Source organism: Thermus caldilimi (assembly GCF_004684245.1).
In the GTDB taxonomy this organism is placed as follows: Bacteria; Deinococcota; Deinococci; order Deinococcales; family Thermaceae; genus Thermus; species Thermus caldilimi.
Window position 1 is genome coordinate 366,175 of the sequence record NZ_CP038452.1, and the last position, 26,803, is coordinate 392,977.

Genomic DNA, 26,803 nt, shown 5'->3' on the forward strand with positions numbered 1-26,803 from the left:
ATGAGGAGGATTCTGGGTTTGCTGCTATTGGCGTTGGGGTTGGTGTGGGCCCAAGGGGATAAGCTCAAGGCCTGCTTTATCTACGTGGGGCCCATCGGGGATGCGGGTTGGACCTACGCCCACGATCAAGGGCGGAAGAAGGCGGAGGCCGCCCTTCCCTGGCTGGAAACCCGGTATGTGGAAAGCGTGCCCGAGGCCCAGGCCCTTCCGGTCATCGACCGGTTAGTGAAGGAGGGGTGCCAGGTGATCTTCGCCACCAGCTTCGGGTACATGGAGGCGGTCCTCGAGGGGGCAAAGAAGTATCCGAACGTCATCTTTGCCCACGCCACCGGGATCAAGCGGGCTCCCAATGTGGCCACCTACATGGCGGACTTCTACCAGGTCTATTACCTGAACGGCCTGGCTGCCGGGGCCCTTTCCAAGACGGGCAAGGTGGGGTATGTGGCCGCCTTCCCCATCCCTGAGGTGAAGCGCCACATCAACGCCTTCACCCTGGGGGTTAGGGCGGTGAACCCCAAGGCCCAGGTGCTGGTGCGCTGGATCAACGCCTGGTACGACCCGGCCAAGGCCCGAGAGGCCACGGAGGCCCTTCTGGCCCAAGGGGCGGACGTCTTTGCCTTCACCGAGGACACCCCCACGGTGATCCAGACGGCGGCCAAGAAGGGGGCCTACTCCTTCGGCCACTACACCCCCATGCTGAAGTTCGCTCCCGACCACGTGGTCTCCGGCCAGATCGTCCACTGGGAGGTGATCTACATTGACTTCCTCAAGAAGGTGAAGGAGGGGGTCTACACCGCCAAGAACCTGGAGAATGTGGATTACTTCTGGCTCCTGCAGCACAAGGCGGTGGAGATGGGGGCGGACTACGGGGTGCCCATAAACCCCAAGCACGTGCCCCTGTTGCAGAAGGCAGAGATGACGGTGGGCGGGAAGAAGGTGAGCGTCTACGACCGCATCATGGCCCTTCTGAAGGATATGCAGAGCCCCAAGCCCACCTTTGACCCCTTCACGGGTCCCATCCAGGACCGGAAGGGGGTGTTGCGAATCCCGGCGGGGAAAAAGGCCACCCTCCAGGAGCTCCTCACCATGGAGTGGGCGGCGCCGGGGGTGGTGGGGGACTGGCCCGGAGAGCCCAAATAGAACCCGAAGGTTTGGGGCCAGGGAGGTTCTCCCTGGCCCAGTTTTCATCCCCCCTGGCTTTTAAGCGAACCGCTTCGCCGGGTATCGCGCCCTGTAGCCACTCCAGCATGGCCCCGGTGAAGGGTTTTCTGAACCCCTTGCCCTGGGGCAGGAGGGCGCTAGAGCGCCTGGAAGACCTCCTCGAGGATCTCCAGACCCAGGGCCGCCTCCTGTTCCGTGAGGATGAGGGGCGGGGCGATGCGGAGGGCGGAAGGCCCGGCGGGGAGGAGGAGAAGCCCCTTCTTGAAGGCCAGCTCCACCGCCTTGTCCCTGAGGTCGGGCCGCTCCTCCGTTGGGGTGCCGAAGTCCAGGCCGATCATGAGCCCCCTCCCCCGCACATCCCCCAGGAAGGGGAAGCGGCCCTGCATGGCCTTGAGCTCCCTGAGGAGGTAGGCCCCCACCTGCCTGGCGTTTTCCATGAGACCCGCCTCCAGGAGGTCCAAGGTGGCGTGGGCGGCGGCGGCGGCCACCGCCTGGCCGCCAAAGGTGGTGCCGTGGGCCCCGGGGCGCCAGCTTGCGAGTTCCTCCCGGAAAAGAAGGGCGCTCAGGGGGTAGCCGGAGGCCAGGCCCTTGGCCAGGACGTAGACGTCCGCCTTGACCCCCTCGTGCTCGAGGGCGAGGAAGAGCCCGGTGCGGCCAGCGCCCGACTGCACCTCATCCGCCACCAGGAGGATGCCGTAGCGTTCCAGAAGAGCCTTGAGCTCGGGGATGAAGCCCGGCGGAGGCACCAAATATCCCCCTTCGCCCTGGATGGGCTCCAGGAAGAAGGCGGCCACCTCCTCCGGGGGCACCACGGTGCGGAAAAGGTGCTCCAGGTGTTCCAGCACCGCTTTCCCCACCTCTTCCGGCCTTGCCCCCAGGGGGGGGCGGAAGGGATTGGGGAAGGGGACGTGGACCACCCCGGGAAGGAGAGGGGAGAAGCCCTTGCGGTAGGCGCTTTTGCTGGCGGTGAGGGAGAGGGCGCCCAGGCTCCTGCCGTGGAAGGCCCCGGTAAAGGCCAGGAGGTAAGGCCTTCCCGTGTGGTGGCGCACCAGCTTGATGGCGGCCTCGATCCCCTCGGTGCCGGAGTTGCCGAAGAAGACCCGGTAGCCTCCGCCGAGCCTCCCCACCAGCCTTTCCGCCAGGGAAAGGGTGGGCTCGTGGGTGAAGTCGGAAAAGCACACGTGGGCGAAGCGCTCCGCCTGGGCCCGCACGGCTTCCAGCACCCTGGGGTGGGCGTAGCCGGTGGTGTTGACCGCTATCCCCGCCATGAAGTCCAGGAAGATGTTCCCGTCCACGTCCTCCAGGAACACGCCCTGCCCCCGGGCGGGGACAAAGGGGTAGGGGCGGATGTAGGAAGGGGAGAGGACCTCCTGACCCCTTTCCAGGAGGGCCTTGGCCTTGGGACCGGGAAGCGGAGTGTGGATGCTGGGTTTCATACGGGGCCAGTCTACCAAGCCCCTGGCCCCTTTCCCAGGCGCGTTTTATGCACCCAGATACGGCTTTTTATACCCCTTCCCGCTACATCGTGCCCCACAGGGGTATCCGGGCGAGGGCAGGGTGGGGGTTTTACAGGAGGCCTTCGGCTTCCAGGTGGGGGCGGGCGTAGAAGAGGGTGAGGGCGGTGGAGGCGTCCTGGATCTCCCCGGTCTCCAGGAGGCGGTAGACCTCGGGAAGGGGGAGTTCCACGGTTTCCAGAAGCTCCCCGTCCTCGAGGGCCGGCTTGGCCACCACCTCCGCCTGAAGGGCCAGGAAGGGGTGGAAGACCACCGCGGTGAAGGAGGGCTGGGGGTGGAAGGGGGGAAGGGGGAAGAACCGCCTGGCCTCGGCGCCCACCTCCTCCAAAAGCTCCCTTTGGGCAGCCTCCAGGGGGGTTTCCCCGGGATCCACCTTGCCCGCGGGGATCTCCAGGAGGAACTTGCCCGTGGGGTGGCGGTACTGGCGGATGAGGAGGGCGGTGGCCTTGTCGGTCACGGGAAGGACGAAACTCGCTGCCACCGGCCCCGGGCGGTAGATGTAGGTGAGCTCCTTGCCGGTGTGGGTGCGCAACCTTTCCCGCACCAGCCTTACGGGCTCGGAGAGGATTTCTTCCAGCTCGAGGCGCTTCCAGGGGCTCATCTCGCCAAGCGCTCTATGACCCGGCGCACCTTCTCCCCGGGGGCCCTGGGGCCCAGGGCCTTGGTCACCACCCCGATGGCGGCCAGGGGGGTCTTGAACTGGGACAGGTCTATGTTTTCCCGGATCCAGGCCTCGATCTCCTCCTCGCTCATCTCCTTGGGGAGGAAGCGGTCCAGGAACTCCACCTCAAAGGTATTGCCCTGCTCCAGGGCGATCTCGCGCAGGGCCTTGAGCACCTTCACCGCCTCGGCATCGGGCAGGGGTTTGCCATCCCCTTTTCGGTCCAGCTCCGCCTTCACCACCCGGGCGAAGTCCAGGGTCTTCTGGTCCCGGGCCTTCATGGCCTCCTTGATGGTTTCCTTGATGGCCTCGTAGATGCTCATCCCCCTTAGTGTAGCCGGTAGAATGCACCTTATGTGGGCGCTTCTTTCCGTTTCCGACAAGAGGGGGCTCGTGCCCTTCGCCCAGGGGCTTTTAGAGCTGGGTTATAGGCTCTTGGCCACCGGGGGTACCCACAGGGCCTTGGTGGAGGCGGGGCTTCCCGTCACCTACATCTCGGACTTCACGGGTTTTCCCGAGGTCCTCGAGGGCCGGGTCAAGACCCTCCACCCCAAGGTGCATGCGGGGCTTCTCGCCCGGCCCGACCAGGAGGAGGAGCTCAGGGCCCTGGGCTTTGAGCGGATCGGGGTCCTGGCGGTGAACCTCTACCCCTTCCGGGAGACGGTGGCCAGGGGGGCGGATTTCGCCGAGGCCCTGGAGCAGATCGACATCGGGGGCCCCGCCATGCTACGGGCGGCGGCCAAGAACCACATGGCGGTCCTGCCCGTGTGCGACCCTGAGGACTACCCTCGGGTGCTTCAGGCCCTCGAGGAAGGCCCTTCCCTTGAGTTCCGCAGGGAGCTTGCCCGCAAGGCCTTCGCCCACACTGCCAGCTACGACGCCGCCATCGCCGAGTGGCTTGCCGGAGAGAAGTTCCCCCCCGAGAAGTTTTTGGTCCTCAGGCGGGAAAGCCCCTTGCGCTACGGGGAAAACCCGCACCAGGAAGCGGCCCTTTACCGGGTTTATGGGGAAAAGGGGCCTCTTTTGGAGGCCCGGGTCCTCCAGGGCAAGGCCATGAGCTTCAACAACTACCTGGACGCCGAGGCCGCCTGGAACCTGGTCTCGGAGTTTGAGGGCCCTGCTTGCGTGGCGATCAAGCACCAGAACCCCTGCGGGGTGGCCTTGGGGGAAGGTCCTTTGGAGGCGTACCGGAAGGCCTACGAGGCGGACCCGGTTTCCATCTTCGGGGGCATCGTGGCCTTTAACCGGGAGGTGGACGGACCCACGGCGGAGGCCATGAGGGAGGTCTTTTTGGAGGTGGTCCTGGCCCCGGGCTTCACCCCGGAGGCCCTGGCGGTCTTTTCCCGCAAGAAGAACCTCCGGCTCCTCGAGGTGCCCTTCCCCGCCCAGGGAGCCTACCTGGACTTGAGGCGCCTTAGGGGTGGGGTGCTTCTCCAGGATGCGGATACCCTGGATCCCATGGAGCCCAAGGTGGTCACGCAAAAGGCCCCCACCCAGGAGGAGTGGCAGGACCTCCTCTTCGCCTGGAAGGTGGTGAAGCACGTGCGGTCCAACGCCATCGTGGTGGCCAAGGGGGGCCAGACCCTGGGCATCGGGGTGGGGCAGACCAACCGCTACGCCTCCGCCAAGCATGCCCTGAAGACCGCCAAGGAGAAGGCCAGGGGGGCGGTATTGGCCTCGGATGCCTTCTTCCCCTTTGACGACGTGGTGCGCCTGGCGGGGGAGTTTGGCATCAGCGCCATCATCCAGCCCGGGGGAAGCGTACGGGACGAGGATTCCATCCGGGCGGCGGACGAGCTGGGCATGGCCATGGTGTTCACCGGGGTGCGGCACTTTAAGCACTAGGCGCACATGGGGTATGATGTTGCGTGTGAAAGCCCATGTGCGCTACACCATAAGCCTGGATCCTATTCTGGCGCAGTACGTGGAGGAGATGCGCACCCGCCTGGGCCTTACCAGAAGCGAGGTGTTCGCCTTGGCCCTGAAGCGTTTGAGAGAGGTGGAGCTTGCCCAGGGGTACCGCGCCCTAGCCAAGGATGCTGATTTTCTCCAGGATCCCCTCCTGGACTCCGGCTTGGAGGAAACCCTGGCAGAGACCTCGTGGAGCTGAGAAGGGGCGACATCCTCCTAGTAGACTTTGACCCGGGAAGCCCCGGGGAGGCCGCCAAGGTGAGGCCCGCCATCCTGGTGACCAACGATGTGGCCAACGCTTACTCCCCGGTTGTGGTGGTGGTGCCCTTAACTTCCAACATTTCCCGGATTTATCCCTTTGAGCTATTCCTTCCTGCAGACCGCACCGGTTTGGACCGGGACAGCAAAGCCCAGGTCCAGCTCATCCGCCATGTTCACCGCAGAAGGGTTAGGGCGCACCTGGGGACGCTTCCTGGGGACCTTCTAGAGGCTTTGGACATTCGGATTCGGGAGCATTTGGGTCTTGAGTAACAAAAAAAGGAGCCCGGCAGGGCTCCTTTAAACCTAAGGGAGCGCTTAGTAGGCCTTCTTGCCTTGGATTTCCCGCAGGCGCTGGTGGGCCTCCTTAAAGCCCACCAGCTTCCGGCTTTCCTCATCGTAGAGGTGCATGTCAGCGAAGGCGATTTTGAAGGCATCCTTGAGGGTAACCGTGGGGGCCACCTTCACCAGGTCCACCTCCTCCTGCACCTTGGGCAAGAGGTAGTTGGGGATCTTGGGGGCCAGGTGGTGGATGTGGTGGAAGCCGATGTTCCCGGTGAGCCACTGGAGCACCTTGGGGAGCTTCAGGTAGGTGCTTCCCTCCATGGCCGCCTTCAGGAACTCCCAGCGGGGGTCGTGCTCCCAGTAGACATCCTCAAACTGGTGCTGCACGTAGAAGAGGAAGATGCCGATCATTCCCGCCAGGTACTGGATGGGCAGGTAGACGAAGAGGAGGGTCTTAACCCCGAAAAAGACCACGATCCCCGCCAGCAAGAGGGCCAGGAAGAGGTTGGTTAAGGCCACGGAGTTGCGCACGGAAGGCTTGTCCGAGCCGTAGCCCAGAGGAAGCCGGTAGGAGAGCATGAAGACGTAGATGGGCCCCAGGAAGAACATGATCCAGGGGTTCCGGTAAAGGCGGTACTTGAGCCTGTCCCAGGGGCTGGCCTTCAGGTACTCTTCCAGGGTCATGGTGTAGATGTCCCCCACCCCCCGCTTGTCCAGGTTGCCGCTGGTGGCGTGGTGCCGGGCGTGGGATAGCTGCCAGTGGTGGTAGGGAACCAGGGTGAGGACCCCGGTGAAGAAGCCTAGAAGATCGTTGGCCCACTTCCTGGGGAAGAAGGAGCCGTGGCCGGCGTCGTGCTGCAGGATGAACAGGCGGACCAGGAACAAGGCGGCTGCGAAGTCCAGAAGGAGGGTCAGGGCCAGGGAAACGGAAAGGGCCTTGTGGGCCAGGTAAAAGAGGAGGAGAAGGGGAAGAAGGGTGTCCGCCACCTGGCGCAGGCTTCTTAGGGTGTCGGGCTTGGCATAGGGTTTGATGAGGGGGATCCAGTCCTTGGGTTCTACTTTACGCATGCTCACTCCTCCCTTTTTTCGGGAGCGGCTTATGGTACCCCCTTGGCGGATGAGGACCGTGAGGAAAGGGGAGAATTTTGTCCCTGATAAATGAAGTAATGTATGGTATGCCCAGGCGAACCCAGGTAACCCTTCAGCTCTCCGGGGTCCTCCTAAAGGAGGCTCCCTTACAGGCCAGGTTACAGGAGTTCCTCAAGGCCCTCCTGGAGGTACCTTGGCTTGGTTTGCAGGCCAGGGGGGCCATCTTCCTTAAGCAGGGGGAAAGCCTCCGCCTGGTGGCGGAGTACCGTCTGGACGAACCCTTGAAGACCGCCTGTGCCCTTTTGCCCTTGGGCCGGTGCCTGTGCGGACGGGTGGGGCTTACAGGGGAGTCGCTTTGGACTCCCGACGTGGATGAGGCTCACGAGATCACCTACCCGGGGATGCCTCCCCATGGCCACGCCATCCTTCCCCTCAAGGTGGGAAAGCGGGTTCTCGGGGTCTTGAACCTGTACCTGGAGCCAGGGGCAAGACTATCCCCCACCGCCAGGGCCACGTTGGGGATGGCCGCGGGCCTCCTGGCCCTGGCGGTGCTCAGGGAGCGGGCGGAGAGGGCAGCCAGGGTTTTGCACCGGGCCAGCCAGGTGGCCCTCGAGGCCCAGGACGAGGCCGAGTATTTCCGGCGCCTGTGCGGTTTGCTGGTGGAGGAGGGATACGCCCTGGCCTGGGTGGGGGAGGCCCTGCCCGACGGTCGGGTGCGCCCTCTGGAGGGGGCTGGGGCGGTGGGGTACCTGGAGGGACTGGTGGTGCGCCACGACGAAACCCCCGAGGGGCAGGGTCCCACGGGGAGGGCCATCCGCCTGGGCGAGCCCCAGGTGCTGAGGGATGTGGGCGAGGACCCAAACTACGGCCCTTGGCGCCTTCGGGCGCGAGCCTATGGCTTCGCCTCCGGTGTTGCCTTGCCCATTTGGTTTGGGCATCGAATCTTTGGCTCCCTGAACATATACGCCCCCGAGCCCGATGCCTTTGACCCGGAGGAGGTGGTCCTCCTCCAGGACCTGGCTCATTTGGCGGGGAGGGCCCTGGAGCGCTTCCGTGCCCAAGCCTTGGCCCATTTGCTCTCCCAGGTGGTGGAGCAGGTGCCGGAGGCCATCTTCGTCACGGACCTGGAAGGGCGCATCACCTACACCAACCCTGCCTTGCTGGCCCACACGGGCTATACCCTGGATGAGGTCTTGGGGCAGACCCCCCGCATCTTCAAATCAGGAAAGCACCCGGAGGTCTTCTACCGGCACCTCTGGGATACCTTGCGGCGGGGCCAGGTATTCCGAAGCCTCTTCTATAACCGCCGGAAAGACGGCCGGCTGGTGGTGGAGGATAAGATCCTAACCCCCATACGGGACCTCCGGGGCCAGATGGTGGCCTATGCCTCCACGGGGCGGGACATCACCCGGGAGTGGAGCCTTTACCGCATTCAGCAGGTGCTCATCCAGATGCTGGAGCGTTTTTTGCAGGAGGGGATTGGGCGTTCCTTCTTCCAGCACTTTCTCGACAAGGTCCTGGAGGCCATCCCGGGGGCTGAGGCGGGAAGCCTTCTTTTACGAAACCGGGACGGGAGCGTCTCCTTCGTGGCCCTTACGGGGCATGACCCCGGGCTAAGGGAAGTGCGCCTTGCTCCCGAGGAGGTTTACGCCCTAGAGGCCCAGGCTCCGCAGGGCCGGGTGTCTGGGGCGGTGCTTGGGGAGTTCCTCCGGCACCTGCCCCCGGAAAAGGGGGAGGTTCTCGGGCAAAAGGGGCGCCTTGGGGAGCTTAAAGAAAGCCTTTATGCCCGCCTCGAGGTGGAGGGGGAAGCCATCGGGGCCCTGTACCTGGATGCCTTCCAGGCTCCTTTCCCTGAGGAGGCCCTGGATCCCTTCCGTTTCCTGGCCCGTTGGCTGGAGATGATTTTCTCCTGGGAGCGGGCCCAGGTGCAGGCCCGGTACCTCCGCTACCACGATCCCCTTACCGGCCTGCCCAACCGCGCCTTGTTGGAGGAAGCCTGGCGGGAAGGGGATGAACCCCTTGTGCTGGTGCTGGCAGACCTGGACAGCTTCGGGGAGTTTAACCAGATACATGGCCGGAAGGTGGGGGATATGCTCCTGGCGGCAGCGGCCCAGGCCTGGGCGGAACTCCTTCCCAAGGGTGGGCAGCTTTACCGCTTGGGGGATGACGAGTTCCTCTTCGTGCTTCCCCTTGAACCGGGAAAGGTCCTGGGGTTTTATCAGGGCTTGACAAGGGCTTTGCAGGCCAGCGCCCCAAGCCCCTTGGAAAAGGCCAAGCTGGGGATCTCCGTGGGGGTGGTGGCCTACCCCACCGACGGGCGGAACCTGGGCGAACTCCTCCGGCGAGCGGACCTCGCCCTGCGGGAGGCCAAGAAGGGCCGGGGGATCGCTTACTTCAACCGCGAGCTGGAGGTCGCCTACATGGAGCGGGTGGAGGTCCTGGCCGCCCTGGAGGAAGCCTTGCGGGAAGGCCGGTTGGTCCTGTTCGGCCAGCCCATCGTGGATCTTTCCACCCTCGAGGCCGTGGCCACGGAGGTGCTGGTGCGCTGGCCCAGGGAGGGAGGCTTCTGGCCTGCGGGGGTCTTCATCCCCCTGGCGGAGGAAACCGGGTTGATCCGGGAGCTGGACCTTTACGTGCTCCGCCTGGTGGAGACCCTGCCCGAGAATAGCCTCTGGCACGTGAACCTTTCCCCGCAAACCCTGCGCGACCCCCGGTTCCTGGAAGCGGCCTCCCGCCTGCGGGGCAAGGGGGTGCGGTTTGAGATCACCGAGTACGCCCTGGCCCAAGGGGTGGAGGAGGTGCTACAAGAGCTGGTGGAAATGGGGTTCGGGCTGGTCCTGGATGACTTTGGCCAGGGCTACGCCTCCCTCAACACCTTGATCCAACACCCCTTCTGCATGGTCAAGATGGACCGGGGCTTCACCGCCGGGCTTGGGGAAAATCCCAAATCCCATGCGGTCCTGCGGGCCTCCTTGAGCCTGGCCCGGGAGCTGGGGTTGGAACTGGTGGCGGAAGGGGTGGAAACCCAGGCGCAGCGGGCCTGGTTGTTGCGCCTTGGGTACCGGTTCGCCCAGGGTTACCTCTTCGGGACTCCCCAGCCCATCAGCGGCTCCTGAACCTCTCCGCTTTCGCCTCCGAGTCCAATATGAGGGTCACGGGGCCATCGTTCACCAGGTGCACCCGCATGTGGGCCCCGTAAACCCCGGTTTCCACGTGCACGCCCTGTTGCAGGAAGGCCTCTATGGCCGCCTCGTAGAGGCGCTTGCCCAGGTCGGGCGGGGCCGCCCGGACAAAGGAGGGTCGGTTTCCCTTGCGGGTGTCCGCGTAAAGGGTGAACTGGCTCACGAGGAGCACCTCCCCGCCCACCTCCTTGAGGGACAGGTTCATCTTTCCGGCCTCGTCGGGGAAGATGCGCAGGGCCACGATCTTGCGCGCCAGGTAAAGGGCGTCCTCCACCGTGTCCCCGTGCCCCACCCCCAGGAGGACCAGAAGCCCGGGGCCGATCCTGCCCACCTCCTCGCCTTCCACCTCCACGAAGGCCTCGGAAACCCGTTGCACCACCGCCCGCATGCCTCACCCCCTGGGCCCGGCGAAGAGGGCCACGGTGCCCGGGCCCGCGTGGACGCTCACCGCAGCCCCTGCCCGCAAGGTGCCCAAGACCTCCACGCCTTCCGCCCTCAGGGCCTCGCCCAAGGTCCTGGCGCCCTCCGAGTTGCCCGCATGGGCCAGGTAGACGGGTCCCCCAGTCGGGAAGTCCCGGCGGAAGAGCTCCACCAGCCTGCGCAGGCCCTCCTTGAAGCCCCGCACCCGGGGGCCAGCCAGGACCCGGCTCCCCTTGACCTCCAGCACCGGAAGGATGCTGAGAAGCCCGCCCATGAACCTCTGCAGGCCGGAGATCCGCCCGGAGCGGTGCAGGTAGATAAGGGTTTCGGGGAGGACATAGCCCCGCACCCTCTCCCGGTAGGGGGCAAGGGCTTCCTCCAGGTGTTCCCAGGCCACCCCTCTTCCCAGAAGCCGGCGGGCTTCCTCCAGCACCAAGAGGAGGCCCCCGTTCAGGGACCAGGAATCCAGCACCTTTACCCTTTCCCCGAACTCCCGGGCCACCGCCATGGCGGTGGCCACGGTCCCCGAGAGGTGGCCGGACACGTGGACGGAAAGCACCCGCTCGTGGGTTTGCAGGAGGGTTTCGTAGGTGGAGCGCAGGTCCTCGAGGGCCACCTGGCTGGTGGAAAGCCGCTCCCCTCGGCGCAGGAGGTCCAGGACCTCCTCGTCGGTGATGCCCAGCTGGTCGCGGAGGGTTCTATTCCCCCAGATCACCTGCTGGGGCACCACGTGAATACCCTGCTTTAAGGCCCCTTCCGGGCTCAGGCCTAAGGTGGAGTCGGCCACAAAGGCTACTTTAGAGGCTGTAGGCATAGAACCCGTAGGTGCCGGGCCCGGTGTGGCTGGCGATCACCGCTCCCAGCTCGCTCACCAGGGCTTCCTCCACGGGAAGGCCCGAGGCCAAAACCATCTCCTTAAGCTCCCTTACGGCGTTTTCCTCAGCGCTATAAAGGAAGAAGGCCCGGATGTGCTCCCGTCCCCTGGCCCAGGCCTGGAAGTCCTTGAGGATCTCCTCTCTGGCTTTCCTTTCCCCCCGGGCCCGGCCCGCGGCCTCCACCCGCCCCTCCTTCAGGGTCAGGATGGGCTTGATGCCCAGGAGGGTGCCCAACAGGGCCTGGGCTCCGCCGATGCGCCCCCCTCGCTTCAAGAACTCCAGGGTGGCCACGCTGAAGCGCACGAAGTGATCCTGGCGCATGCGCTCCAGCTCGCGGAGGACCTCCGGCAGGGCCTGGCCCGCTTGCAAGAGCTCGTGGGCCCGCAGGACCATCATGCCTATCCCCAAGGAAGCGGCCTGGCTGTCAAAGACGGTGATCCGCTCGGGAAAGTTTTGTGCCGCAAGAAGGGCGGACTGCACCGTTCCCGAGAGCTTGGCCGAGATGTGGATGGAAAGCACGTGGTCGGCCTCCTGCAGGGCCTCCTGGTAGGCCCGCTGGAAATCCTCAGGGGAAGGCTGGCTGGTGGTGGGAAAGGCCTCCCCCTCCCGCACCTTCTTGAAGATCTCCTCGGGGGTGATCTCCTCCCAGTCCCTGTAGATGCGTCCTCCCAGGTTCACGTAAAGGGGCACCACCCTTACCCCCAGGCGTTCCCTTAGGGGCCTGGGTAGGTCAGAGGTGGAGTCGGTGATCAAGGCTACCTTCATATCTCCTCCTTGTGCTCCCGGACAAGATACCACAGGCTTGTGGTGTAGTGTAGCGGGCTTGTTGCTCTTAAAGGGGCTTTCTGCTAGGGTCAAGGGTATATGTGGCGGGTCTTGGTGTCCGACGAGATGCGGCTTGGGGATGTGAAGTACCCAGGGGTGCTTTTGGACTACCGGCCGGGGATCGGGCGGGAGGAGCTTTTGGAGATCATCCCCGCCTACGATGCCCTCATCACCCGGAGCCGAACCCAGGTGGATGCCGAGCTACTGAAGCGGGGCAAGCGGCTCAAGGTGGTGGGACGGGGCGGGGTGGGCGTGGACAACGTGGACCTCGAGGCGGCAAGCCGCCTGGGCATCCTGGTGGTCAACGTTCCCGAGGCCAACACCCGCTCGGCGGCGGAGCTGGCCTTTGGCCTCCTTCTGGCAGCGGCCCGGGGCATCGCCCTTTCCGACCGCAAGATCCGCGCCGGGGAGTGGGACCGGAAGTTCCTGGGCCTGGAGCTTAAGGGGAAAACCCTGGGCATCGTCGGCCTGGGGAGGATCGGAAGCCAGGTGGCCCGCTTCGCCAAGGGGTTTGAGATGCGGGTCTTGGCCTACGACCCCTACATCCCCCGGACCCGGGCGGAGAGCCTGGGGGTGGAGCTCCTGGAGGACCTTTCCGACCTCCTCCGTCAGAGCCACTTCCTCACCGTCCACACCCCCCTCACCGAGGAAACCCGGGGGATGATCGGGCGGAGGGAACTCTACCTCCTCCCCCGGGGGGCGGTGGTGGTGAACGCCGCCAGAGGGGGCATCGTGGACGAGAAGGCCCTGTTGGAGGTGTTGGAAGAGGGCCACCTGTTCGCTGCTGGCCTGGACGTGTTTGCCCAGGAGCCGCCCCCCAAGGACCACCCGCTTCTTAACCACCCGAAGGTGGTCCTCACCGCCCACCTGGGGGCCAACACCTTTGAGGCCCAGGACCGGGTGGGGGAGGCGGTTTTGGAGCGGGTGGTGCGCACCTTGGAGGGGGATCTTTCCTATGCCCTGAACACCGGGTTTGATCCCGAGGCCCTCGAGGCCCTGAGGGGGTTCCTGCCCCTGGGGGAGGCGTTGGGGAAACTTCTTGCCCAGATCACCCGGGGCCGGCCCGAGGTGCTGGAGGTAAGCTTCCTGGGCCGGTTTGAAAAGGACCCCGAGCCCGTGGCCAGCGCCGTGGCCAAGGGCTTCCTCTCCCGGGTGCTGGGGGAGGAGATGGTGAACCTGGTTTCCGCCAGGCCCCTTCTTAAGGACCGGGGCATCCGGCTCGTCACCCGCAGGCAGGAGGAGGCGGGGGAGTACACCAGGCTTCTGGAGGTGCGCCTTGCCACCGACCAGGAGGAGCGCCGGGCCCGCGGGGTGGTGATGGCGGGGAAACCCCGCTTGGTGGGCATCGACGACTATGCCCTCGAGGTGGTGCCGGAAGGGTACATGCTGGTCTGCATCAACTACGACCGCCCGGGGGTGGTGGGCCAGGTGGGAACCCTCCTGGGCGAGGCCGGGGTGAACATTGCCGGGATGCAACTGGGCCGGGATGTGCCGGGGGGAAGGGCCCTTTTTGTTCTCACCGTGGACGAGAAGCCAAGCCCGGAGGTCTTGGAGGCCCTTAGGGCCTTGCCGGTGCTGGAGAGGGTGGATCTGGCGGAGCTTTAGGTCTGGAATGGGGAGCTGGTTGGGGATGGGTTTTGGGGAGACATTGAGCACATGCGCGTTTAATCGTGAATATAAGCACACAATGCTACCTTCCCGCCGCAAGGAGTCGCCCTCATGCCGGGGCTAAGGGGGATTAGGAGAGGTGAATCGCTTCTCCGGCGTTTAGCAAAGCCCGGGCCCGGCGCCGAGTCTACGGGTTCAGCGCTTCTTCCCGAACCCGTAGACCAGTTCCTCCCCCTTGCGCACCACCAGGAGGATGGCGGACCGGCCCAGGCTGTCCTTGAGGAGGTAAAGGCTTCGCACCTCCCCGTCTATGGTTTTCTCCTCCTGCCTCTCCACGAAGTAGCCCGCGGCAGCAAAGCTGGTGAGGACCTGCTGGACGAAAGCAGCGTGGAGCCTGCTGGCGATGCCTTTGGCCACAAAGGCCTCGAGGGCATACCCCTTGGCCTCGGGAAAGCGAAGGAGGAGGGGTTCAGGGTTTTTGGCCTTGTAGCTTCCCGTGGGCAGGCGCACCGCTGGGTCCAGGCTGGAGGCCAAGGCCACCACGGCGGTGGCCTCCAGGAGGGTCTGGGCAAAGCCCACGCCGCCCAAAAGCAGGAGAACCAGGAGAACCACCCTGGGCTTTGGCATATAGGGATCTTACCCCATCAGGAGGTCTCGGGCCTTGAGGGCCAGGTGGATCTGGGCCAGGACCTCGGGGCGGGACAGGGAACCCAGGGCGGCTTCGATCCGCTTGAGGCGGTAGCGCAGGGTGTTGGGGTGGATGTGGAGGGAAGAGGCCGCCTCCTCCACATTGCCCGTGGCCATGTACACCTCGAGGGTCTTCAGGAGCTTCGGGGGCAGGGGTAGGTAGCGCTCCACCAGGGCCTTCAGGTCTTCGGGGGATTGCTGGAGGAGCACAAAGGCCACGGGATCCAGGCCGCTGAAGGAAAGGGCCTCCTCCGCCCGGGCCGCCTTGAGGGCGATGAGGGCCTCGCGGTAGGCGTTTTGCACCTCCTCGCCAGCGGCGTGGACCGCGGAATACCCCAGCCGGCTCCCCGGGGGCAGGGCAGAAAGGAGGCTTTGCGCCTCCTTCTTGGGGTTGTGCACCTGCCACATGGCCGCCAGGCGGTTTCCCCGGGTGGTGAGGAGGTAGGGCACGCCCAGCCGGTCCAGGAAGGTGCCGGCCCGGCGCCTCAGTTCCAGGGTGGCCTCCCTCCTCTGCTCCTCCGCCAGCCGGTGGCGGCCCGGTACCGCCTTGGGTTCCACCAGGGCCAGGACCCACTCCACCCCCTCGGTGAAGCCAAAGGCGAAGAGCCGGTCGGGTTCCGCTTCCCCCAGGATGAGGCCCTCCAGGAGCGCCCCGCCCAGGGATTCCTCCCGCATCCTTTCCAGGGAGCGTTCCAGGGCCCGCACCCGGAGGAGCCGGGTGGCCACCTCGAGAAGGCCCCGGGCCTGCCGTAGACCCTCCTCCTCCCCGTAGGCCACCAGAACGCCCTCCCCTGCCTCCAGGGAAAGCCATCCCCGACCTTCCCCGGGCTCCTTGGGGTGCTGGGGAGGCACGGGGCCGGCAAATCCCAGCACTTCTCCCCAGGGGGCTACCCGGGCCAGGGCCAGGCCTGTGGCCTGGTAGAGGACTTCCAGGAAGGGCCTTTCCGGAAGCCTCAACAGGAGGTCCAAAAGTCCAGCCATCCCCAGGCCCGAGCCCAGGTGGAAGAGGCGCAGGGCCACCGCCTTGGCCAGTTCCTCCCGCTTCAGCCAAGGAGGGTAGACCGCTACCCCCAGGCCCTCCTTCCGGGCATACTCCAGGAGTTCCGGGTCCGGGGCCGGAAGGAGGAAGCCGGAAGCGGTGCGGTAGCGCCAGAGGTTTCCCTCGGGACGGGTGAGGAGAAGGGCCCCCTCCAGGGGCAGGAGGGGTCTCGGCTCCTCCAGGAGGTAGAGGACCGGCCTGTGGGAGGGGACCAGGACCTCGAGGCCCAGGTCCTGGGCCAGATGGAGGAAGGTAATGGAGGTTGGGCTAAACTCTGGCGTGGGCATTGTTGTTTCGCACAATATACCCCGCTCGACCAGGGTGCAAGGGGGGTAATTTTGTATAAAGGAACAAATAAGGGCGCAATCTTGTGCTCCCTACAGTTGCCCTCCCGGGCCGGGAGGGCCATCCTAAGGGGCGAAAGGAGCAGCATGTTCCGCGGGTCCATTCCTCCCTTACCCACACCCTTTCGGCGGGGCCGGATCGACGAGGAAGCCCTCCGGGGTTTGGTGGAGCGGGTAATCCAAGGGGGTTCCCATGGCCTTAGCGTGGGGGGCACCACGGGCGAGCCCGGCACCCAGACCCTGGAGGAGCGAAAGCGGGTGATCGAGATCGCCCTGGAGCAGGCGGCGGGCCGGGTTCCCGTCATCCCCGGCACCGGGGCCCTCAGGCTTGAGGAAACCCTCGAGCTCACCCGTTTCGCCAGGGAAGCAGGGGCCCAGGGGGCCATGGTCATCGTCCCCTACTACGTTAAACCCAACCAGGAGGGACTTTACCGCTACTTCGCCGAGGTGGCCCAGGCGGTGCCCGACTTTCCCATCCTCATCTACAACATCCCGGGCCGGGCAGGGGTGGAGATCGCCCCCAGGACCGTGGCCCGCCTCAGGCGGGACTTTCCCAACATCGTGGGGCTCAAGCACTCCTCCAAGGACCTGGAGTACCTCTCCCAGCTCTTCCAGGAGGTGGGCCAGGACTTCCTGGTGTTCTGCGGCTTGGAAAGCCTCACCCTGCCCATGATGAGCCTGGGAGCGGTGGGGACCATCGCCGCCACCGCCAACTGGCTTCCCAAAGAGGTGGCGAGGCTCACGGAGCTGGCCCTGGCGGGGGATTTCCAAAGGGCCAGGGAGCTTCATTACCACCTCCTCGAGGCCAACGAGGCCATCTTCTGGGACACGAACCCCATTCCCCTGAAGACGGTGCTCTCCTGGATGGGCCTTTTGGAGAAGGAGTGGCGCCTCCCCTTGGGTCCCACCACCCCCGAGGTGGAGGAAAGGCTGAGGGCCATGGCCCGGCGCTACCGCCTGATCGGGGAGGAGGCATGAAGCTCTGCCGTTTCCTGGCTAAGGGAAGGCTCCATCACGGGGTTTATAGGGAGGGCGTCCTCCTGGACGAAGCTGGGGAGGCCCATGATCCCGAGGAGGTCACCTGGCTCCTTCCCTTCACCCCCGGCAAGGTGATCGGGGTGGCCCTGAACTATGCGGACCATGCCGAGGAGCTGGGCCTTTCCCGTCCCGAGGAGCCCGCGCTTTTTTGGAAGCCAAACAATAGCCTCCTTCCCCACAAGGGCGTGGTGCGTTACCCAAAAGGGGCGGAGTACATGCATTACGAGGTGGAGCTGGCGGTGGTGGTGGGCCGGCCCATGCGCAGGGTGAAGGCCAAGGAGGCCTTGGACTACGTCCTGGGATACACCATCGCCAACGACCTGGTGGTGCGGGACTACGTTTCCAACACCTTCCGCCCCCCCATCCGGGCCAAGGGACGGGATACCTTTGGCCCCCTGGGGCCCTTTCTGGTGGTGGGGGAGGTGGAGGATCCCCAGAACCTCACCCTAAGGGCCTATGTGAACGGGGAGCTTCGTCAGGAAGGGCACACCTCGAGGATGCTCTACAGCGTGGCGGAGCTTTTGGAGTACATATCCGAGTTCATGACCCTGGAGCCCTACGACGTCATTCTCACCGGGACGCCCAAGGGCATAAGCCGGGTGCTTCCCGGGGATGTGATGCGGCTGGAGATCCAAGGGCTTGGCGCTTTGGAAAACCCCATAGAGGAGGAGGCATGAGGTACCAGGACCAGGTGGCAGGGATTCCCTGGGAAAGGATCGAGGCCATTCGAAACGCCCTAAAGGGGTGGACGGCCCTCCACTTCATCGGCGGGGAGTTCCGCCCCTCGGAAAGCGGGGAGGTCTTTCCCACCTTGGATCCTTCCACCAACGAGGTGCTCTCCCACGCGGCCCGGGGCGGGGAGAGGGAAGTGGACCGGGCGGCCAAGGCGGCCCACGAGGCCTTCCAGCGGTGGAGCCGCACCCCGGCCCGGGAGAGGAAGCGCTACCTCCTGAGGATCGCTGAGCTTTTGGAAAAGCATGCGGATGAGCTGGCGGTGGTGGAGGCCTTGGATGCTGGGCAGGTGCTGCGGATTGTCAAGGCCCAGGTGGCCCGCTCCGCGGAGAACTTTGCCTTCTACGCCGAGTACGCCGAGCACGCCATGGAGGACCGCACCTTCCCCGTGGACCAGGACTGGCTTTACTACAGCCTGAGGGTCCCGGCTGGGCCGGTGGGCATCATCACTCCCTGGAACGCTCCCCTGATGCTTTCCACCTGGCGCATCGCCCCGGCCCTGGCCTTCGGGGACACGGTGGTGCTGAAGCCCGCGGAGTGGAGCCCCTTAACCGCCAGCAAGCTGGCGGAGATCGTGCAGGAGGCGGACCTTCCCCCTGGGGTCTTCAACCTGGTCCAGGGCTACGGCGAGGAGGCGGGGGCTGCCCTGGTGGCCCATCCCCTCGTTCCCCTCATCACCCTCACCGGGGAGACGGAAACCGGGAAGATCGTGATGCAAAACGCCGCCCGCCACCTTAAGCGGCTTTCCCTGGAGCTTGGCGGGAAAAGCCCGGCCCTGGTCTTTGCCGACGCCGATCTGGAAAGGGCTTTGGATGCGGTGGTCTTCCAGATCTACTCCTTCAACGGGGAGCGGTGCACAGCGAGCTCCCGCCTCCTGGTGGAGGAGTCCATCTTTGAAACCTTTGTGGAGAGGGTAGCCGAAAGGGCGCGGGCCATCCGGGTGGGCCATCCCCTGGACCCCGGGACCGAGGTGGGCCCCCTCATCCACCCCGAGCACCTGGAGAGGGTTTTGGGGTATGTGGAGGCGGGCCTTAAGGAGGGGGCGAGGCTTCTCGTGGGCGGAAGGAGGGCCACCACGTCCTTCCGCAGGGAGGATCTTTCCCAGGGGAACTACCTGGAGCCCACCCTCTTCGTGGGGGAAAACCACATGAAAATCGCTCAGGAGGAGATCTTCGGGCCCGTCTTGGTGGCCATTCCTTTCAAGGACGAGGAGGAAGCCCTTAGGAAGGCCAACGACACCCGGTATGGCCTTGCGGCCTACGTGTTCACCCGGGACTTGGAAAGGGCCCATCGCCTGGCCTTGGAGCTAGAGGCGGGCCTCGTATACCTGAACAGCCACAACGTGCGCCACCTGCCCACCCCCTTTGGCGGGGTGAAGGCCAGCGGGGAGCGGCGGGAGGGTGGCCTTTATGCTCTTGAGTTTTACACCGACCTCAAGGCCGTGGGGCTTCCCCTAAGGCCCCCCCACGTGCCCAAGTTCGGAAAGAGGTGAGAGGATGGCGAGAACAGGAGCGGAGTATCTGGAAGCCTTGAAGGAGCGGCCCCCCAACCTCTGGTACAAGGGGGAAAAGGTAGAGGACCCCACCACTCATCCCGTCTTCCGGGGCATCGTGCGCACCATGGCGGCCCTCTATGACCTGCAGCACGATCCTCGGTACCGGGAGGCCCTCACCTACGAGGAGGAGGGGAAGCGGCACGGGATGAGCTTCCTCATCCCCAAGACCAAGGAGGACCTGAAGCGGCGGGGCCAGGCCTACAAGCTCTGGGCCGACCAGAACCTGGGGATGATGGGCCGTAGCCCGGACTACCTGAACGCCGTGGTCATGGCCTATGCCGCCAGCGCCGAGTACTTTGGGGAGTTTGCGGACAACGTGCGGGCCTACTACCGCTACCTCCGCGACCACGACCTGGCCACCACCCACGCCCTCACCAACCCCCAGGTGAACCGGGCCAAGCCCCCCGCGGCCCAGCCCGACCCCTACATCCCCGTGGGGGTGGTGCGTCAGACGGAAAAGGGCATCGTGGTGCGGGGAGCCCGCATGACCGCCACCTTTCCCCTGGCGGACGAGGTCCTCATCTTCCCTTCCACCCTGCTTAAGGAGGGGCCGGGCAACGAGAAGTACGCCATTGCCTTCGCCCTGCCCACCTCGACCCCGGGCCTTCACTTCGTCTGCCGCGAGGCCTTGGTGGGAGGGGATAGCCCCTTCGACTACCCCCTTAGCAGCCGCCTCGAGGAGATGGACTGCCTGGTGATCTTTGACGATGTATTGGTCCCTTGGGAGCGGGTCTTCATTTTGGGGAACGTGGAGCTCTGCAACAACGCCTATGCCGCCACGGGGGCCTTGAACCACATGGCCCACCAGGTGGTGGCCTTGAAGACCGCCAAGACCGAGGCCTTTCTGGGGGTGGCGGCCTTGATGGCCGAGGGGATCGGGGCCGACGCCTACAGCCACGTACAGGAGAAGATCGCCGAGATCATCGTCTACCTGGAGGCCATGCGGGCCTTCTGGACCCGGGCGGAGGAGGAGGCCAAGGAGAATGCCTTTGGCCTGCTGGTACCCGACCGGGGGGCCTTGGACGGGGCGAGGAACCTGTACCCCAGGCTGTATCCCCGGCTTAGGGAGATCCTGGAGCAGATCGGGGCCAGCGGCCTGATCACCCTGCCCTCGGAGCGGGACTTTAAGGGGCCCCTGGCCCCCTTGCTGGAGAAGTATCTGCAGGGGGCTACCCTCGAGGCCAAGGAGCGGGTGGCCCTCTTCCGCCTGGGCTGGGACATGACCCTCTCGGGATTCGGAGCCCGGCAGGAGCTTTACGAGCGCTTCTTCTTCGGGGATCCGGTGCGCATGTACCAGACCCTCTTTAGCGTCTACGATAAAGAGCCCTACAAGGAGCGGATCCGCGCTTACCTGAAGAGGGCGCTTTCCGTGTTTGCGGAGGTGGAGGCGTGACGGGTGCCTTCCCCGAGGGGCCTGCGGGTTTGCCCAAGCCGGACGAGGCCTTGAGGGAGGCCTTTAAGGAGGCCCTAAGCCGGTTTGCCGCCGGGGTGACCGTGGTGTCCGCCCGGCTGGGGGAGGAGGAGCGGGGCATGACCGCCACCGCCTTCATGTCCTTGAGCCTCGAGCCTCCCCTGGTGGTCCTGGGCATCCACGAGAAGGCGAGGCTTTTGCCCCTTCTGGAGGCCTCCCGGGCCTTCACCGTTAGCGTTCTGAGGGAAGGGCAGGAGGCAGTCTCCCAGCACTTTGCCGGCAAACCCCAGGAAGGGGTGGGGTTGGTGGAGGCCAGGGTGCCAGGGGCCTTGGCGGTGCTGCGCTGCCGCCTGGAGGCGGTCTACCCCGGGGGGACCACCGGCTGGTGGTGGGCCGGGTGGAGGCGGTGGAGCTGGGGGAACCCGGCCTTCCCTTGGTGTACTTCGGCCGGGGTTACAGGAGGTTGGTATGGCCATCGTGAGGGTGGGGTTCATAGAGCTTTGGGTGAGGGACCTGGAGAAAAGCCTGGAGTTCTACGAGGGGCTTTTGGGCTTCCGCCTGGAGCGCAAGGAGGGGAAAAGCGCCTACCTCCGGGGCTACGAGGAGCTGGAGTGGAGCCTGAAGCTCACCCAGGCGGAACTTCCCGCGGTGCGGAGCCTGGGCTTCAAGGTGGACGAGAAGGGGATGGAAGAGGCCCAGGCTTGGGCGGAACAGGAGGGGCTTCCCCACCGGTTGGAAACGGACTGGGGTAGGCCCAGGATGCTCCGCGTTCAGGACCCCTTCGGCTATCCCCTGGTCTTCTACGCGGGGGCCGAGAAGCTTCCCCGGGTGTTGCAGGAGTACCACCTCTACCGGGGGCCGGGGATTTTGCGCATCGACCACTTGAACCTCTTCTCCCCCGAGGTGGAGCGGGCCACCCGCTATTACCAGGAGAGGCTGGGCTTCCGCCTCACCGAGTACACGGAGGACGATGAGGGGAGGCTTTGGGCCAGCTGGCTCCACCGCAAGGGGAACGTCCACGACGTGGCCTTCACCAACGGAGAGGGTCCGAGGCTCCACCACTTCGCCTACTGGCTTCCCGACCCCATGGCCATCCTGAAGGCGGCGGACATCCTGGCAGGAGCCCGCAGGACGGACCAGATCGAACGGGGGCCCGGGCGGCACGGGATCTCCAACGCCATGTTCCTCTACCTCAAGGACCCGGACGGGCACCGCATCGAGCTTTACACCTCCGACTACCTCACCGTGGACCCCGACCTGCCCCCGGTGCGCTGGAGCCTGAACGACCCCAGGCGGCAGACCCTCTGGGGGCACAGGACCCCAAAGAGCTGGTTCCTGGAGGGAAGCGCCCTTGTGGACCTCGAGGGGAAGCCCTTGCCCACGCGGCCCTCGCCCCTTGTCGGCATCCCCGAGCACGTGACCTAGCTTGACGGGACAGAAGTCCCTGGTTAAACTGGAAGGCAAACGATCGTTAGTTAGACCCAATCCGGGTCTCGCCCGGTGGGAATAGGCGGTGGGAAAGAGACGAAGGAGGGGAAGAAGATGAAGCGCTGGTTGGTAGCCCTGTTGGTTTTAGGCCTTTCGGCCATGGCCCAGGAGGCACTCAAGGTGGGTGTGGTGGTTTCGGCCACCGGCCCTGCCGCTTCCTTGGGCATTCCCGAGCGGAACACCTTCCTCATGCTCCAGGAGATGCTGGACCGCACGGGGGGCGTGGCTGGGCGCAAGGTGCAGTTCGTGATCCTGGACGATGCCTCGGATACCACCCAGGCGGTGCGGAATACCCGCCGCCTGGTGGAGGAGGGGTAGTGGCCGTCATCGGCACCACCACCACCCCGGCTTCCCTGGGCATGATCCCCGTGGTGGCCGAGGCCAAGGTGCCCATGATCTCGCTGGCGGCCAGCAAGGACATCATCTACCCCGTGGACGCCCAGCGGCACTGGGTCTTCAAGACCCCCCAGACGGAGGAGCTCATGGCCCGGGCCATCGTGGCGGACATGGTGGCCAGGGGGGTCAAGACCGTGGCCTACATCGGCTTTAACGATGCCTACGGGGAGGGCTGGGCCCGCTTCTTCGAGGCCGAGGCCAAGGCCAAGGGCCTGCAGGTGGTGGCCAGCGAGCGTTATGCCCGTACGGACACTTCCGTGACCGGCCAGGTGCTGCGCATCATCGCCCGGCGGCCCGACGCGGTATTGATCGGGGCCAGCGGTACCCCCGCCGTGCTTCCCCAGCGCACCCTGAAGGAGCGGGGCTATGCCGGCCTCATCTACCAAACCCATGGGGTGGCCAACCCCGACTTCCTCCGGGTGGGGGGTAAGGACGTGGAGGGCACCTTCCTCCCGGCCGGGCCCATCCTGGTGGCGGAGCAGCTTCCCGGCACTTTCCCCAGCAAGCGGGTAGCCCTGGACTACATCCAGCGTTACGAGGCCAAGTACGGCATCGGCAGCTACTCCACCTTCGGCGCCCATGCCTGGGATGCCTGGCTGATCCTGAAGCCGGCCCTGGAGCGGGCCTTGAAGCGGGCTGACCCGGCCAAAGACCTCGCTGCCTTCCGCGCTGCCTTGCGGGACGAGATCGAGGCCACCCGGAACCTGGTGGCCACCCACGGGGTCTTCACCTTCAGCCGGGAGGACCACCTGGGCCTGCGCTTTGAGGATGCCGCGGTGATGGTCCGGGTGGAGAACGGCCGCTGGAAGCTGGAACGCATCTTCCGCTAAGCCATGGACGCCACCATCCTCAGCTTCCTCCTTTTGGACGGATTGCAAAACGGGGTGGTCTACGGCCTTCTGGCCCTGTCCCTGGTTCTGGTCTTTGCCGTCACCCGGGTGATCCTGGTGCCCATCGGGGAACTTTTGATGTTCGCCCCCCTTTCCCTGGTGTGGCTCCTCGAGGGCAAGCTCCCCGGCACCCTGTGGCTGGCCCTGGTCCTGGGAGGGGCCTGGGCCCTCATGGCCCGGGGCCGGGGAGCCCTTCTGCCCCTTGTGGGCGGGGTGGGGCTTTTCCTCCTCTTCCTTCTGGCTAAAGAGGTTCCTCCCTTGGCCTATCTGGCGGCGGTGCTCCTCGTGGTGTACCTGGGGGTGGCCACCTACCGGGTCTTCTTCCAGCCCATGCGGGGGGCCACGGTGCTTTCGCTCCTCATCATGGCCGTGGGCCTTCACGTGGCCTACCAGGGGCTTGGCCTGGTCTTCTTTGGTCCCGAGCAGTTCCGTCCTGCCCCTCTTCTTTCGGGGGAGGTGGTGGTGGGCCTCTCCTGGCAGGGGGTTCTGGTCCTCCTCTTCGCCGCTTTGAGCCTGATGGCCCTTTACCTCTTCTTCCGTTTCTCCCTTTTCGGAAAGGCGCTGTTGGCGGCGGCGGAGAACCGGCTTGGGGCCAGGCTCTTGGGGATACGCCCGGAGGAAGCGGGGATGGTGGCCTTCGGCATCGCCAGTCTCTTGGCGGCTTTTTCCGGGCTTCTCTTGGCCCCCCTCATCAACGCCGCCTACTTCATGGGCTTCATGCTGGGGCTTAAGGGGTTCGTGGCCGCCATCCTGGGGGGGCTTGCCAGCTACCCGGTGGCCTTTTTGGGAGCCCTCCTTGTGGGCTTCTTTGAGAGCTTCACCAGCTTCTACGCCAGCGCCTACAAGGAGGCCTTGGTCTTCCTGCTCTTGGTGCCCGCTCTCTTCTACCAGAGCCTGCGGGCGCGAACGGTGGAGGAGTGATGCGCTACCTTTGGTTTTTGTTGCTCCTGTTGCCCCTGGCCCTGTCCCCCTTTCCCTACTACCTCACCCTCCTGAACTTCTTCGCCCTCTCCGCCATGGTGGCCCTCTCCCTCTACGTGCTCACGGGTCTGGCAGGGATGACCAGCTTTGCCCAGGCGGCCTTCATGGGCATGGGGGCCTACGCCACCGCCCTCCTCACGGTCAAGGCTGGGCTTTCCCCTTGGCTTGGGCTCGGGGCCGGGCTCCTTTTCGCCCTTCTGTTGGCTTTGCTCCTGGGTGCCCTGACGGTGCGGCTTAAGGGGCATTTTCTTCCTCTTTCCACCATCGCCTGGCAGGTGGCCCTGTACATCCTGGCGGGGAACCTGGTGGGGCTTACCGGGGGACACACTGGGCTTACCGATCTGCCCCCGATCCACTTCTTCGGCATCTCCCTGGACACCGGCTTCCGCTACGCCTTCCTCACCCTTTTCCTCCTGGTCCTCCTGGTCCTGGCCCTTTACAACCTGCGCCAAAGCCGTATCGGGCGGGCCCTTTTGGCCCTGAGGGGGGATGCCCTGGCTGCGGCCAGCTTCGGCGTGGACCCGGCAGCCCTCAGGCTCAAGGCCTTTTTGCTCTCGGGGGTCATAGCCGGCCTGGCGGGTTTCCTGTACGCCCACTTCCTGCGCTTCGTCAACCCCACGCCCTTTTCCCTGGAGGCTTCCATCAAGTACCTGGTGATGGCCGTGGCCGGGGGGGTGGGGAGCATTCCCGGGGTGATGCTGGGGGCGGCCTTTTTCACCGGCCTCGAGGATTGGTTAAAGGACCTCCTGCCCCTCCTCTTGGGGCAACAGGGCAACTACGAAACCATCGGCTATGGCCTCATTCTGGCCCTGATCCTCATCCTGGCCCCCAAGGGCCTCTGGCCCATGGTGGAGCGGTACCTGCCGAGCCGGGACCCAGGGCTACCCAAGGCGGAACCCCTTTCCCTCAAGAGCCCCGACGGCCCCCGGGGTGAGGTGGTTCTGGAGGTCCAGGGCCTGCAGAAGTCCTTCGGGGGACTGATGGCGGTGGCAGGGGTTTCCTTCGACCTGAAGCGGGGGGAGATCCTGGCCTTGATCGGCCCCAACGGGGCGGGGAAGAGCACCACCTTCAACCTGGTGGCGGGGGCCTTGCTCCCCGACCGGGGCCAGGTCCGTCTCTTCGGTAAGGACATCACGGGACTCCCTCCCTACCGGATCCACTCCCTGGGTCTGGGGCGCACCTTCCAGCACCCGCACCTTTTCCTGGAGCTCACGGTGCTGGAAAACGCCGCTTTGGGCACGTACAGCCGTACCCGGGCGGGCTTTCTCCAGGCGCTGCTGGGCCTTTCCCGCAGGGAGGAGGAGCGGGCGTTGGCCACTGCCTACCGGGCCTTAAAGCGGGTGGGGCTGGAGTCCTTGGCCCTGGAAAAGGCGGAGCGCCTTTCCGTGGGCCAGCAGCGCCTGCTGGAGATTGCCCGGCTCCTGGCCTCGGGGGCCGAGGTGCTCCTCCTGGACGAGCCGGCCGCGGGGCTCAGGGCCCAGGAGAAGCGGGAGCTTGCCTCCCTCCTCCGCTCCCTGGCCAGGGAGGGCTACACGGTGCTCATCGTGGACCACGACATGGACCTCATCATGGGCCTGGCAGACCGGGTGGTGGTGATGAACTACGGGGAGAAGATCGCCGAGGGCACGCCCAAGGAGGTCCAGAGGAACCCCTTGGTGCGGGCGGCCTACCTGGGAGAGGAGGAGGTGGCATGAGTCTCCTTTCCGTTCAGGGTCTCACCGTGCGCTACGGGCCCCTCGAGGCGGTGCGGGAGGTGAGTTTCTCCCTAAAGGAGGGGGAGGCCCTTACCCTCATCGGCCCCAACGGAGCGGGGAAGACCAGTGTCCTGAGGGGGCTCTTGGGCCTGGCCCAGGCGGAGGGGAAGGTCGTCCTGGACGGGGAGGAGGTGCGGGGGCGAAGCCCGGAGGCCCTTCTTTCCCGGGGTCTGGTGCTGGTGCCGGAGGGCCGGGCCCTCTTCCCCGGGCTTTCCGTGGAGGACAACCTCCTCCTGGGAGGCTTTACCCGTTTTCGCCGCAGGGAGAACCTGAGGCCGGACCTGGAAAGGGTCTACACCCTTTTCCCCAGGCTTTTGGAAAGGAGGAGGCAGCCCGCCGGCACCCTTTCCGGTGGGGAGCAGCAGATGCTGGCCATCGGCCGCGCCCTTATGGCCAGGCCCCGGCTCCTCCTCCTGGACGAGCCCTCCCTGGGCCTGGCTCCCCTGATGGTGCAGGAGATCTACCGCATCCTGAGGGAGCTTAAGGGCCAGGGGACCACCCTCCTGGTGGTGGAGCAAAACGCCAAGGTGGCCTTGGCCTTGGCCGATCGCGGGCTGGTCCTGGAAGCGGGGGAGGTGGTCCTCGAGGGGCCCGCCGAGGCTCTACGGCAGGATCACCGGGTGGTGGAGGCTTATTTGGGGCTTTCCCAGGAGTCGGACGTGGCGGTTACGCCAAGCGAGCACCTGGAGGAGGGGTAGG

The 26,803-nt window shown here is 65.5% G+C and carries 23 protein-coding genes and 2 pseudogenes; 16 read left to right on the forward strand and 9 right to left on the reverse strand.

Annotated elements, in window-relative coordinates; all coding sequences use genetic code 11:
• Positions 1-1,140 carry a BMP family ABC transporter substrate-binding protein gene (locus EBI04_RS01800; protein ID WP_135255790.1) on the forward strand — a complete coding sequence of 380 codons (1,140 nt, stop codon included), beginning with the start codon at positions 1-3 and terminating at the stop codon, positions 1,138-1,140.
• A 158-nt stretch (positions 1,141-1,298) separates the two neighbouring features.
• On the opposite strand, the gene EBI04_RS01805 is transcribed toward EBI04_RS01800, so the two are convergent.
• The 3 genes from EBI04_RS01805 to EBI04_RS01815 form a co-directional block, all read right to left on the reverse strand.
• The gene (locus EBI04_RS01805; protein ID WP_135255791.1) at positions 1,299-2,597 is read right to left on the reverse strand and encodes an acetyl ornithine aminotransferase family protein; all 1,299 of its coding nucleotides are present in this window, start codon (positions 2,595-2,597) and stop codon (positions 1,299-1,301) included.
• A gap of 130 nt (positions 2,598-2,727) precedes the next feature.
• Positions 2,728-3,276 (reverse strand): NUDIX hydrolase, encoded by a 549-nt coding sequence (locus EBI04_RS01810; RefSeq protein ID WP_135255792.1) that lies wholly within the window; start codon positions 3,274-3,276, stop codon positions 2,728-2,730.
• Positions 3,273-3,659, reverse strand: a complete 387-nt coding sequence (locus EBI04_RS01815; protein ID WP_135255793.1) for a GatB/YqeY domain-containing protein — start codon at positions 3,657-3,659, stop codon at positions 3,273-3,275. The genes EBI04_RS01810 and EBI04_RS01815 overlap by 4 nt, the downstream gene beginning before the upstream one ends.
• A gap of 31 nt (positions 3,660-3,690) precedes the next feature.
• On the opposite strand from EBI04_RS01815, the gene purH reads away from it, so the two are divergent.
• Genes purH through EBI04_RS01830 form a run of 3 tightly spaced genes read left to right on the forward strand, consistent with a single transcriptional unit; the run spans position 3,691 to position 5,778 of the window.
• Positions 3,691-5,181 carry a bifunctional phosphoribosylaminoimidazolecarboxamide formyltransferase/IMP cyclohydrolase gene (purH, locus tag EBI04_RS01820; RefSeq protein ID WP_167481859.1) on the forward strand — a complete coding sequence of 497 codons (1,491 nt, stop codon included), beginning with the start codon at positions 3,691-3,693 and terminating at the stop codon, positions 5,179-5,181.
• A gap of 16 nt (positions 5,182-5,197) precedes the next feature.
• Positions 5,198-5,446 (forward strand): hypothetical protein, encoded by a 249-nt coding sequence (locus EBI04_RS01825; RefSeq protein WP_240695399.1) that lies wholly within the window; start codon positions 5,198-5,200, stop codon positions 5,444-5,446.
• Positions 5,437-5,778, forward strand: coding sequence for a type II toxin-antitoxin system PemK/MazF family toxin (locus EBI04_RS01830; RefSeq protein WP_038030209.1), 342 nt, complete (start codon positions 5,437-5,439; stop codon positions 5,776-5,778). Before EBI04_RS01825 ends, EBI04_RS01830 begins: the two co-directional genes overlap by 10 nt.
• Before the next feature lie 45 nt (positions 5,779-5,823).
• On the opposite strand, the gene EBI04_RS01835 is transcribed toward EBI04_RS01830, so the two are convergent.
• Positions 5,824-6,858 (reverse strand): fatty acid desaturase, encoded by a 1,035-nt coding sequence (locus EBI04_RS01835; RefSeq protein ID WP_135255795.1) that lies wholly within the window; start codon positions 6,856-6,858, stop codon positions 5,824-5,826.
• A 107-nt stretch (positions 6,859-6,965) separates the two neighbouring features.
• Here EBI04_RS01835 and EBI04_RS01840 point away from each other — a divergent pair, with 107 nt between their 5' ends.
• Entirely contained in the window at positions 6,966-9,995 is a 3,030-nt protein-coding gene (locus EBI04_RS01840) for a bifunctional diguanylate cyclase/phosphodiesterase (RefSeq protein ID WP_135255796.1), read from the forward strand.
• Here EBI04_RS01840 and dtd read toward each other — a convergent pair.
• The 3 genes from dtd to fakB are packed head-to-tail and all read right to left on the reverse strand — an operon-like array spanning position 9,982 to position 12,121.
• The gene (gene dtd / locus EBI04_RS01845; RefSeq protein ID WP_135255797.1) at positions 9,982-10,449 is read right to left on the reverse strand and encodes a D-aminoacyl-tRNA deacylase; all 468 of its coding nucleotides are present in this window, start codon (positions 10,447-10,449) and stop codon (positions 9,982-9,984) included. The genes EBI04_RS01840 and dtd overlap by 14 nt on opposite strands.
• Before the next feature lie 3 nt (positions 10,450-10,452).
• Positions 10,453-11,295 (reverse strand): DegV family protein, encoded by an 843-nt coding sequence (locus EBI04_RS01850; protein WP_135255798.1) that lies wholly within the window; start codon positions 11,293-11,295, stop codon positions 10,453-10,455.
• Positions 11,279-12,121: a DegV family protein gene (gene fakB, locus EBI04_RS01855; protein WP_135255799.1), complete on the reverse strand. Its 843-nt coding sequence runs from the start codon at positions 12,119-12,121 to the stop codon at positions 11,279-11,281. Before fakB ends, EBI04_RS01850 begins: the two co-directional genes overlap by 17 nt.
• 99 nt (positions 12,122-12,220) lie before the next feature.
• Here fakB and serA point away from each other — a divergent pair, with 99 nt between their 5' ends.
• Positions 12,221-13,786, forward strand: coding sequence for a phosphoglycerate dehydrogenase (serA, locus tag EBI04_RS01860; protein WP_038069018.1), 1,566 nt, complete (start codon positions 12,221-12,223; stop codon positions 13,784-13,786).
• 198 nt (positions 13,787-13,984) lie between these two features.
• On the opposite strand, the gene EBI04_RS01865 is transcribed toward serA, so the two are convergent.
• Together EBI04_RS01865 and EBI04_RS01870 are read right to left on the reverse strand one after the other, a co-directional pair.
• Entirely contained in the window at positions 13,985-14,416 is a 432-nt protein-coding gene (locus EBI04_RS01865; protein WP_135255800.1) for a hypothetical protein, read from the reverse strand.
• Between the two features lie 9 nt (positions 14,417-14,425).
• Complete coding sequence (locus EBI04_RS01870) at positions 14,426-15,802, reverse strand: PucR family transcriptional regulator (protein WP_135255801.1); 1,377 nt, start codon at positions 15,800-15,802, stop codon at positions 14,426-14,428.
• 144 nt (positions 15,803-15,946) lie between these two features.
• Between EBI04_RS01870 and hpaI the strand changes: the two genes are divergently transcribed.
• The 10 genes and pseudogenes from hpaI (at position 15,947) to EBI04_RS01920 (ending at position 26,802) form a co-directional block, all read left to right on the forward strand.
• The gene (gene hpaI, locus EBI04_RS01875) at positions 15,947-16,837 is read left to right on the forward strand and encodes a 2,4-dihydroxyhept-2-ene-1,7-dioic acid aldolase (RefSeq protein ID WP_135255802.1); all 891 of its coding nucleotides are present in this window, start codon (positions 15,947-15,949) and stop codon (positions 16,835-16,837) included.
• Positions 16,834-17,574: a fumarylacetoacetate hydrolase family protein gene (locus EBI04_RS01880; RefSeq protein ID WP_135255803.1), complete on the forward strand. Its 741-nt coding sequence runs from the start codon at positions 16,834-16,836 to the stop codon at positions 17,572-17,574. The genes hpaI and EBI04_RS01880 overlap by 4 nt, the downstream gene beginning before the upstream one ends.
• Positions 17,571-19,121, forward strand: coding sequence for a 5-carboxymethyl-2-hydroxymuconate semialdehyde dehydrogenase (gene hpaE, locus EBI04_RS01885; RefSeq protein ID WP_135255804.1), 1,551 nt, complete (start codon positions 17,571-17,573; stop codon positions 19,119-19,121). The genes EBI04_RS01880 and hpaE overlap by 4 nt, the downstream gene beginning before the upstream one ends.
• Before the next feature lie 4 nt (positions 19,122-19,125).
• A complete protein-coding gene (gene hpaB, locus EBI04_RS01890; RefSeq protein ID WP_135255805.1) occupies positions 19,126-20,577 on the forward strand; it encodes a 4-hydroxyphenylacetate 3-monooxygenase, oxygenase component in 1,452 nt (483 codons plus the stop codon).
• A 50-nt stretch (positions 20,578-20,627) separates the two neighbouring features.
• Positions 20,628-21,076 (forward strand): annotated as a pseudogene (gene hpaC, locus EBI04_RS01895) (4-hydroxyphenylacetate 3-monooxygenase reductase subunit).
• Positions 21,064-22,020, forward strand: coding sequence for a 3,4-dihydroxyphenylacetate 2,3-dioxygenase (gene hpaD / locus EBI04_RS01900; protein ID WP_135255806.1), 957 nt, complete (start codon positions 21,064-21,066; stop codon positions 22,018-22,020). The pseudogene hpaC and the gene hpaD overlap by 13 nt, the downstream one beginning before the upstream one ends.
• Positions 22,021-22,137: 117 nt before the next feature.
• Positions 22,138-23,309 (forward strand): annotated as a pseudogene (locus EBI04_RS01905) (ABC transporter substrate-binding protein).
• 3 nt (positions 23,310-23,312) lie between these two features.
• Positions 23,313-24,290 (forward strand): branched-chain amino acid ABC transporter permease, encoded by a 978-nt coding sequence (locus tag EBI04_RS01910; RefSeq protein WP_105317267.1) that lies wholly within the window; start codon positions 23,313-23,315, stop codon positions 24,288-24,290.
• A complete protein-coding gene (locus EBI04_RS01915; RefSeq protein WP_135255807.1) occupies positions 24,290-26,044 on the forward strand; it encodes a branched-chain amino acid ABC transporter ATP-binding protein/permease in 1,755 nt (584 codons plus the stop codon). The genes EBI04_RS01910 and EBI04_RS01915 overlap by 1 nt, the downstream gene beginning before the upstream one ends.
• The gene (locus EBI04_RS01920; RefSeq protein WP_135255808.1) at positions 26,041-26,802 is read left to right on the forward strand and encodes an ABC transporter ATP-binding protein; all 762 of its coding nucleotides are present in this window, start codon (positions 26,041-26,043) and stop codon (positions 26,800-26,802) included. Before EBI04_RS01915 ends, EBI04_RS01920 begins: the two co-directional genes overlap by 4 nt.
• The last annotated feature ends 1 nt before the right edge of the window (position 26,803 follow it).

Bases quoted from the DNA above. Each gene is read 5' to 3' on its own strand.
- EBI04_RS01800 (WP_135255790.1), top strand. From the start codon at position 1: ATGAGGAGGATTCTGGGTTTGCTGCTATTGGCGTTGGGGTTGGTGTGG.
- EBI04_RS01805 (WP_135255791.1), bottom strand. From the start codon at position 2,597: ATGAAACCCAGCATCCACACTCCGCTTCCCGGTCCCAAGGCCAAGGCC.
- EBI04_RS01810 (WP_135255792.1), bottom strand. From the start codon at position 3,276: ATGAGCCCCTGGAAGCGCCTCGAGCTGGAAGAAATCCTCTCCGAGCCC.
- EBI04_RS01815 (WP_135255793.1), bottom strand. From the start codon at position 3,659: ATGAGCATCTACGAGGCCATCAAGGAAACCATCAAGGAGGCCATGAAG.
- purH (WP_167481859.1), top strand. From the start codon at position 3,691: ATGTGGGCGCTTCTTTCCGTTTCCGACAAGAGGGGGCTCGTGCCCTTC.
- EBI04_RS01825 (WP_240695399.1), top strand. From the start codon at position 5,198: ATGTTGCGTGTGAAAGCCCATGTGCGCTACACCATAAGCCTGGATCCT.
- EBI04_RS01835 (WP_135255795.1), bottom strand. From the start codon at position 6,858: ATGCGTAAAGTAGAACCCAAGGACTGGATCCCCCTCATCAAACCCTAT.
- EBI04_RS01840 (WP_135255796.1), top strand. From the start codon at position 6,966: ATGCCCAGGCGAACCCAGGTAACCCTTCAGCTCTCCGGGGTCCTCCTA.
- dtd (WP_135255797.1), bottom strand. From the start codon at position 10,449: ATGCGGGCGGTGGTGCAACGGGTTTCCGAGGCCTTCGTGGAGGTGGAA.
- EBI04_RS01850 (WP_135255798.1), bottom strand. From the start codon at position 11,295: ATGCCTACAGCCTCTAAAGTAGCCTTTGTGGCCGACTCCACCTTAGGC.
- fakB (WP_135255799.1), bottom strand. From the start codon at position 12,121: ATGAAGGTAGCCTTGATCACCGACTCCACCTCTGACCTACCCAGGCCC.
- serA (WP_038069018.1), top strand. From the start codon at position 12,221: ATGTGGCGGGTCTTGGTGTCCGACGAGATGCGGCTTGGGGATGTGAAG.
- EBI04_RS01865 (WP_135255800.1), bottom strand. From the start codon at position 14,416: ATGCCAAAGCCCAGGGTGGTTCTCCTGGTTCTCCTGCTTTTGGGCGGC.
- EBI04_RS01870 (WP_135255801.1), bottom strand. From the start codon at position 15,802: ATGCCCACGCCAGAGTTTAGCCCAACCTCCATTACCTTCCTCCATCTG.
- hpaI (WP_135255802.1), top strand. From the start codon at position 15,947: ATGTTCCGCGGGTCCATTCCTCCCTTACCCACACCCTTTCGGCGGGGC.
- EBI04_RS01880 (WP_135255803.1), top strand. From the start codon at position 16,834: ATGAAGCTCTGCCGTTTCCTGGCTAAGGGAAGGCTCCATCACGGGGTT.
- hpaE (WP_135255804.1), top strand. From the start codon at position 17,571: ATGAGGTACCAGGACCAGGTGGCAGGGATTCCCTGGGAAAGGATCGAG.
- hpaB (WP_135255805.1), top strand. From the start codon at position 19,126: ATGGCGAGAACAGGAGCGGAGTATCTGGAAGCCTTGAAGGAGCGGCCC.
- hpaD (WP_135255806.1), top strand. From the start codon at position 21,064: ATGGCCATCGTGAGGGTGGGGTTCATAGAGCTTTGGGTGAGGGACCTG.
- EBI04_RS01910 (WP_105317267.1), top strand. From the start codon at position 23,313: ATGGACGCCACCATCCTCAGCTTCCTCCTTTTGGACGGATTGCAAAAC.
- EBI04_RS01915 (WP_135255807.1), top strand. From the start codon at position 24,290: ATGCGCTACCTTTGGTTTTTGTTGCTCCTGTTGCCCCTGGCCCTGTCC.
- EBI04_RS01920 (WP_135255808.1), top strand. From the start codon at position 26,041: ATGAGTCTCCTTTCCGTTCAGGGTCTCACCGTGCGCTACGGGCCCCTC.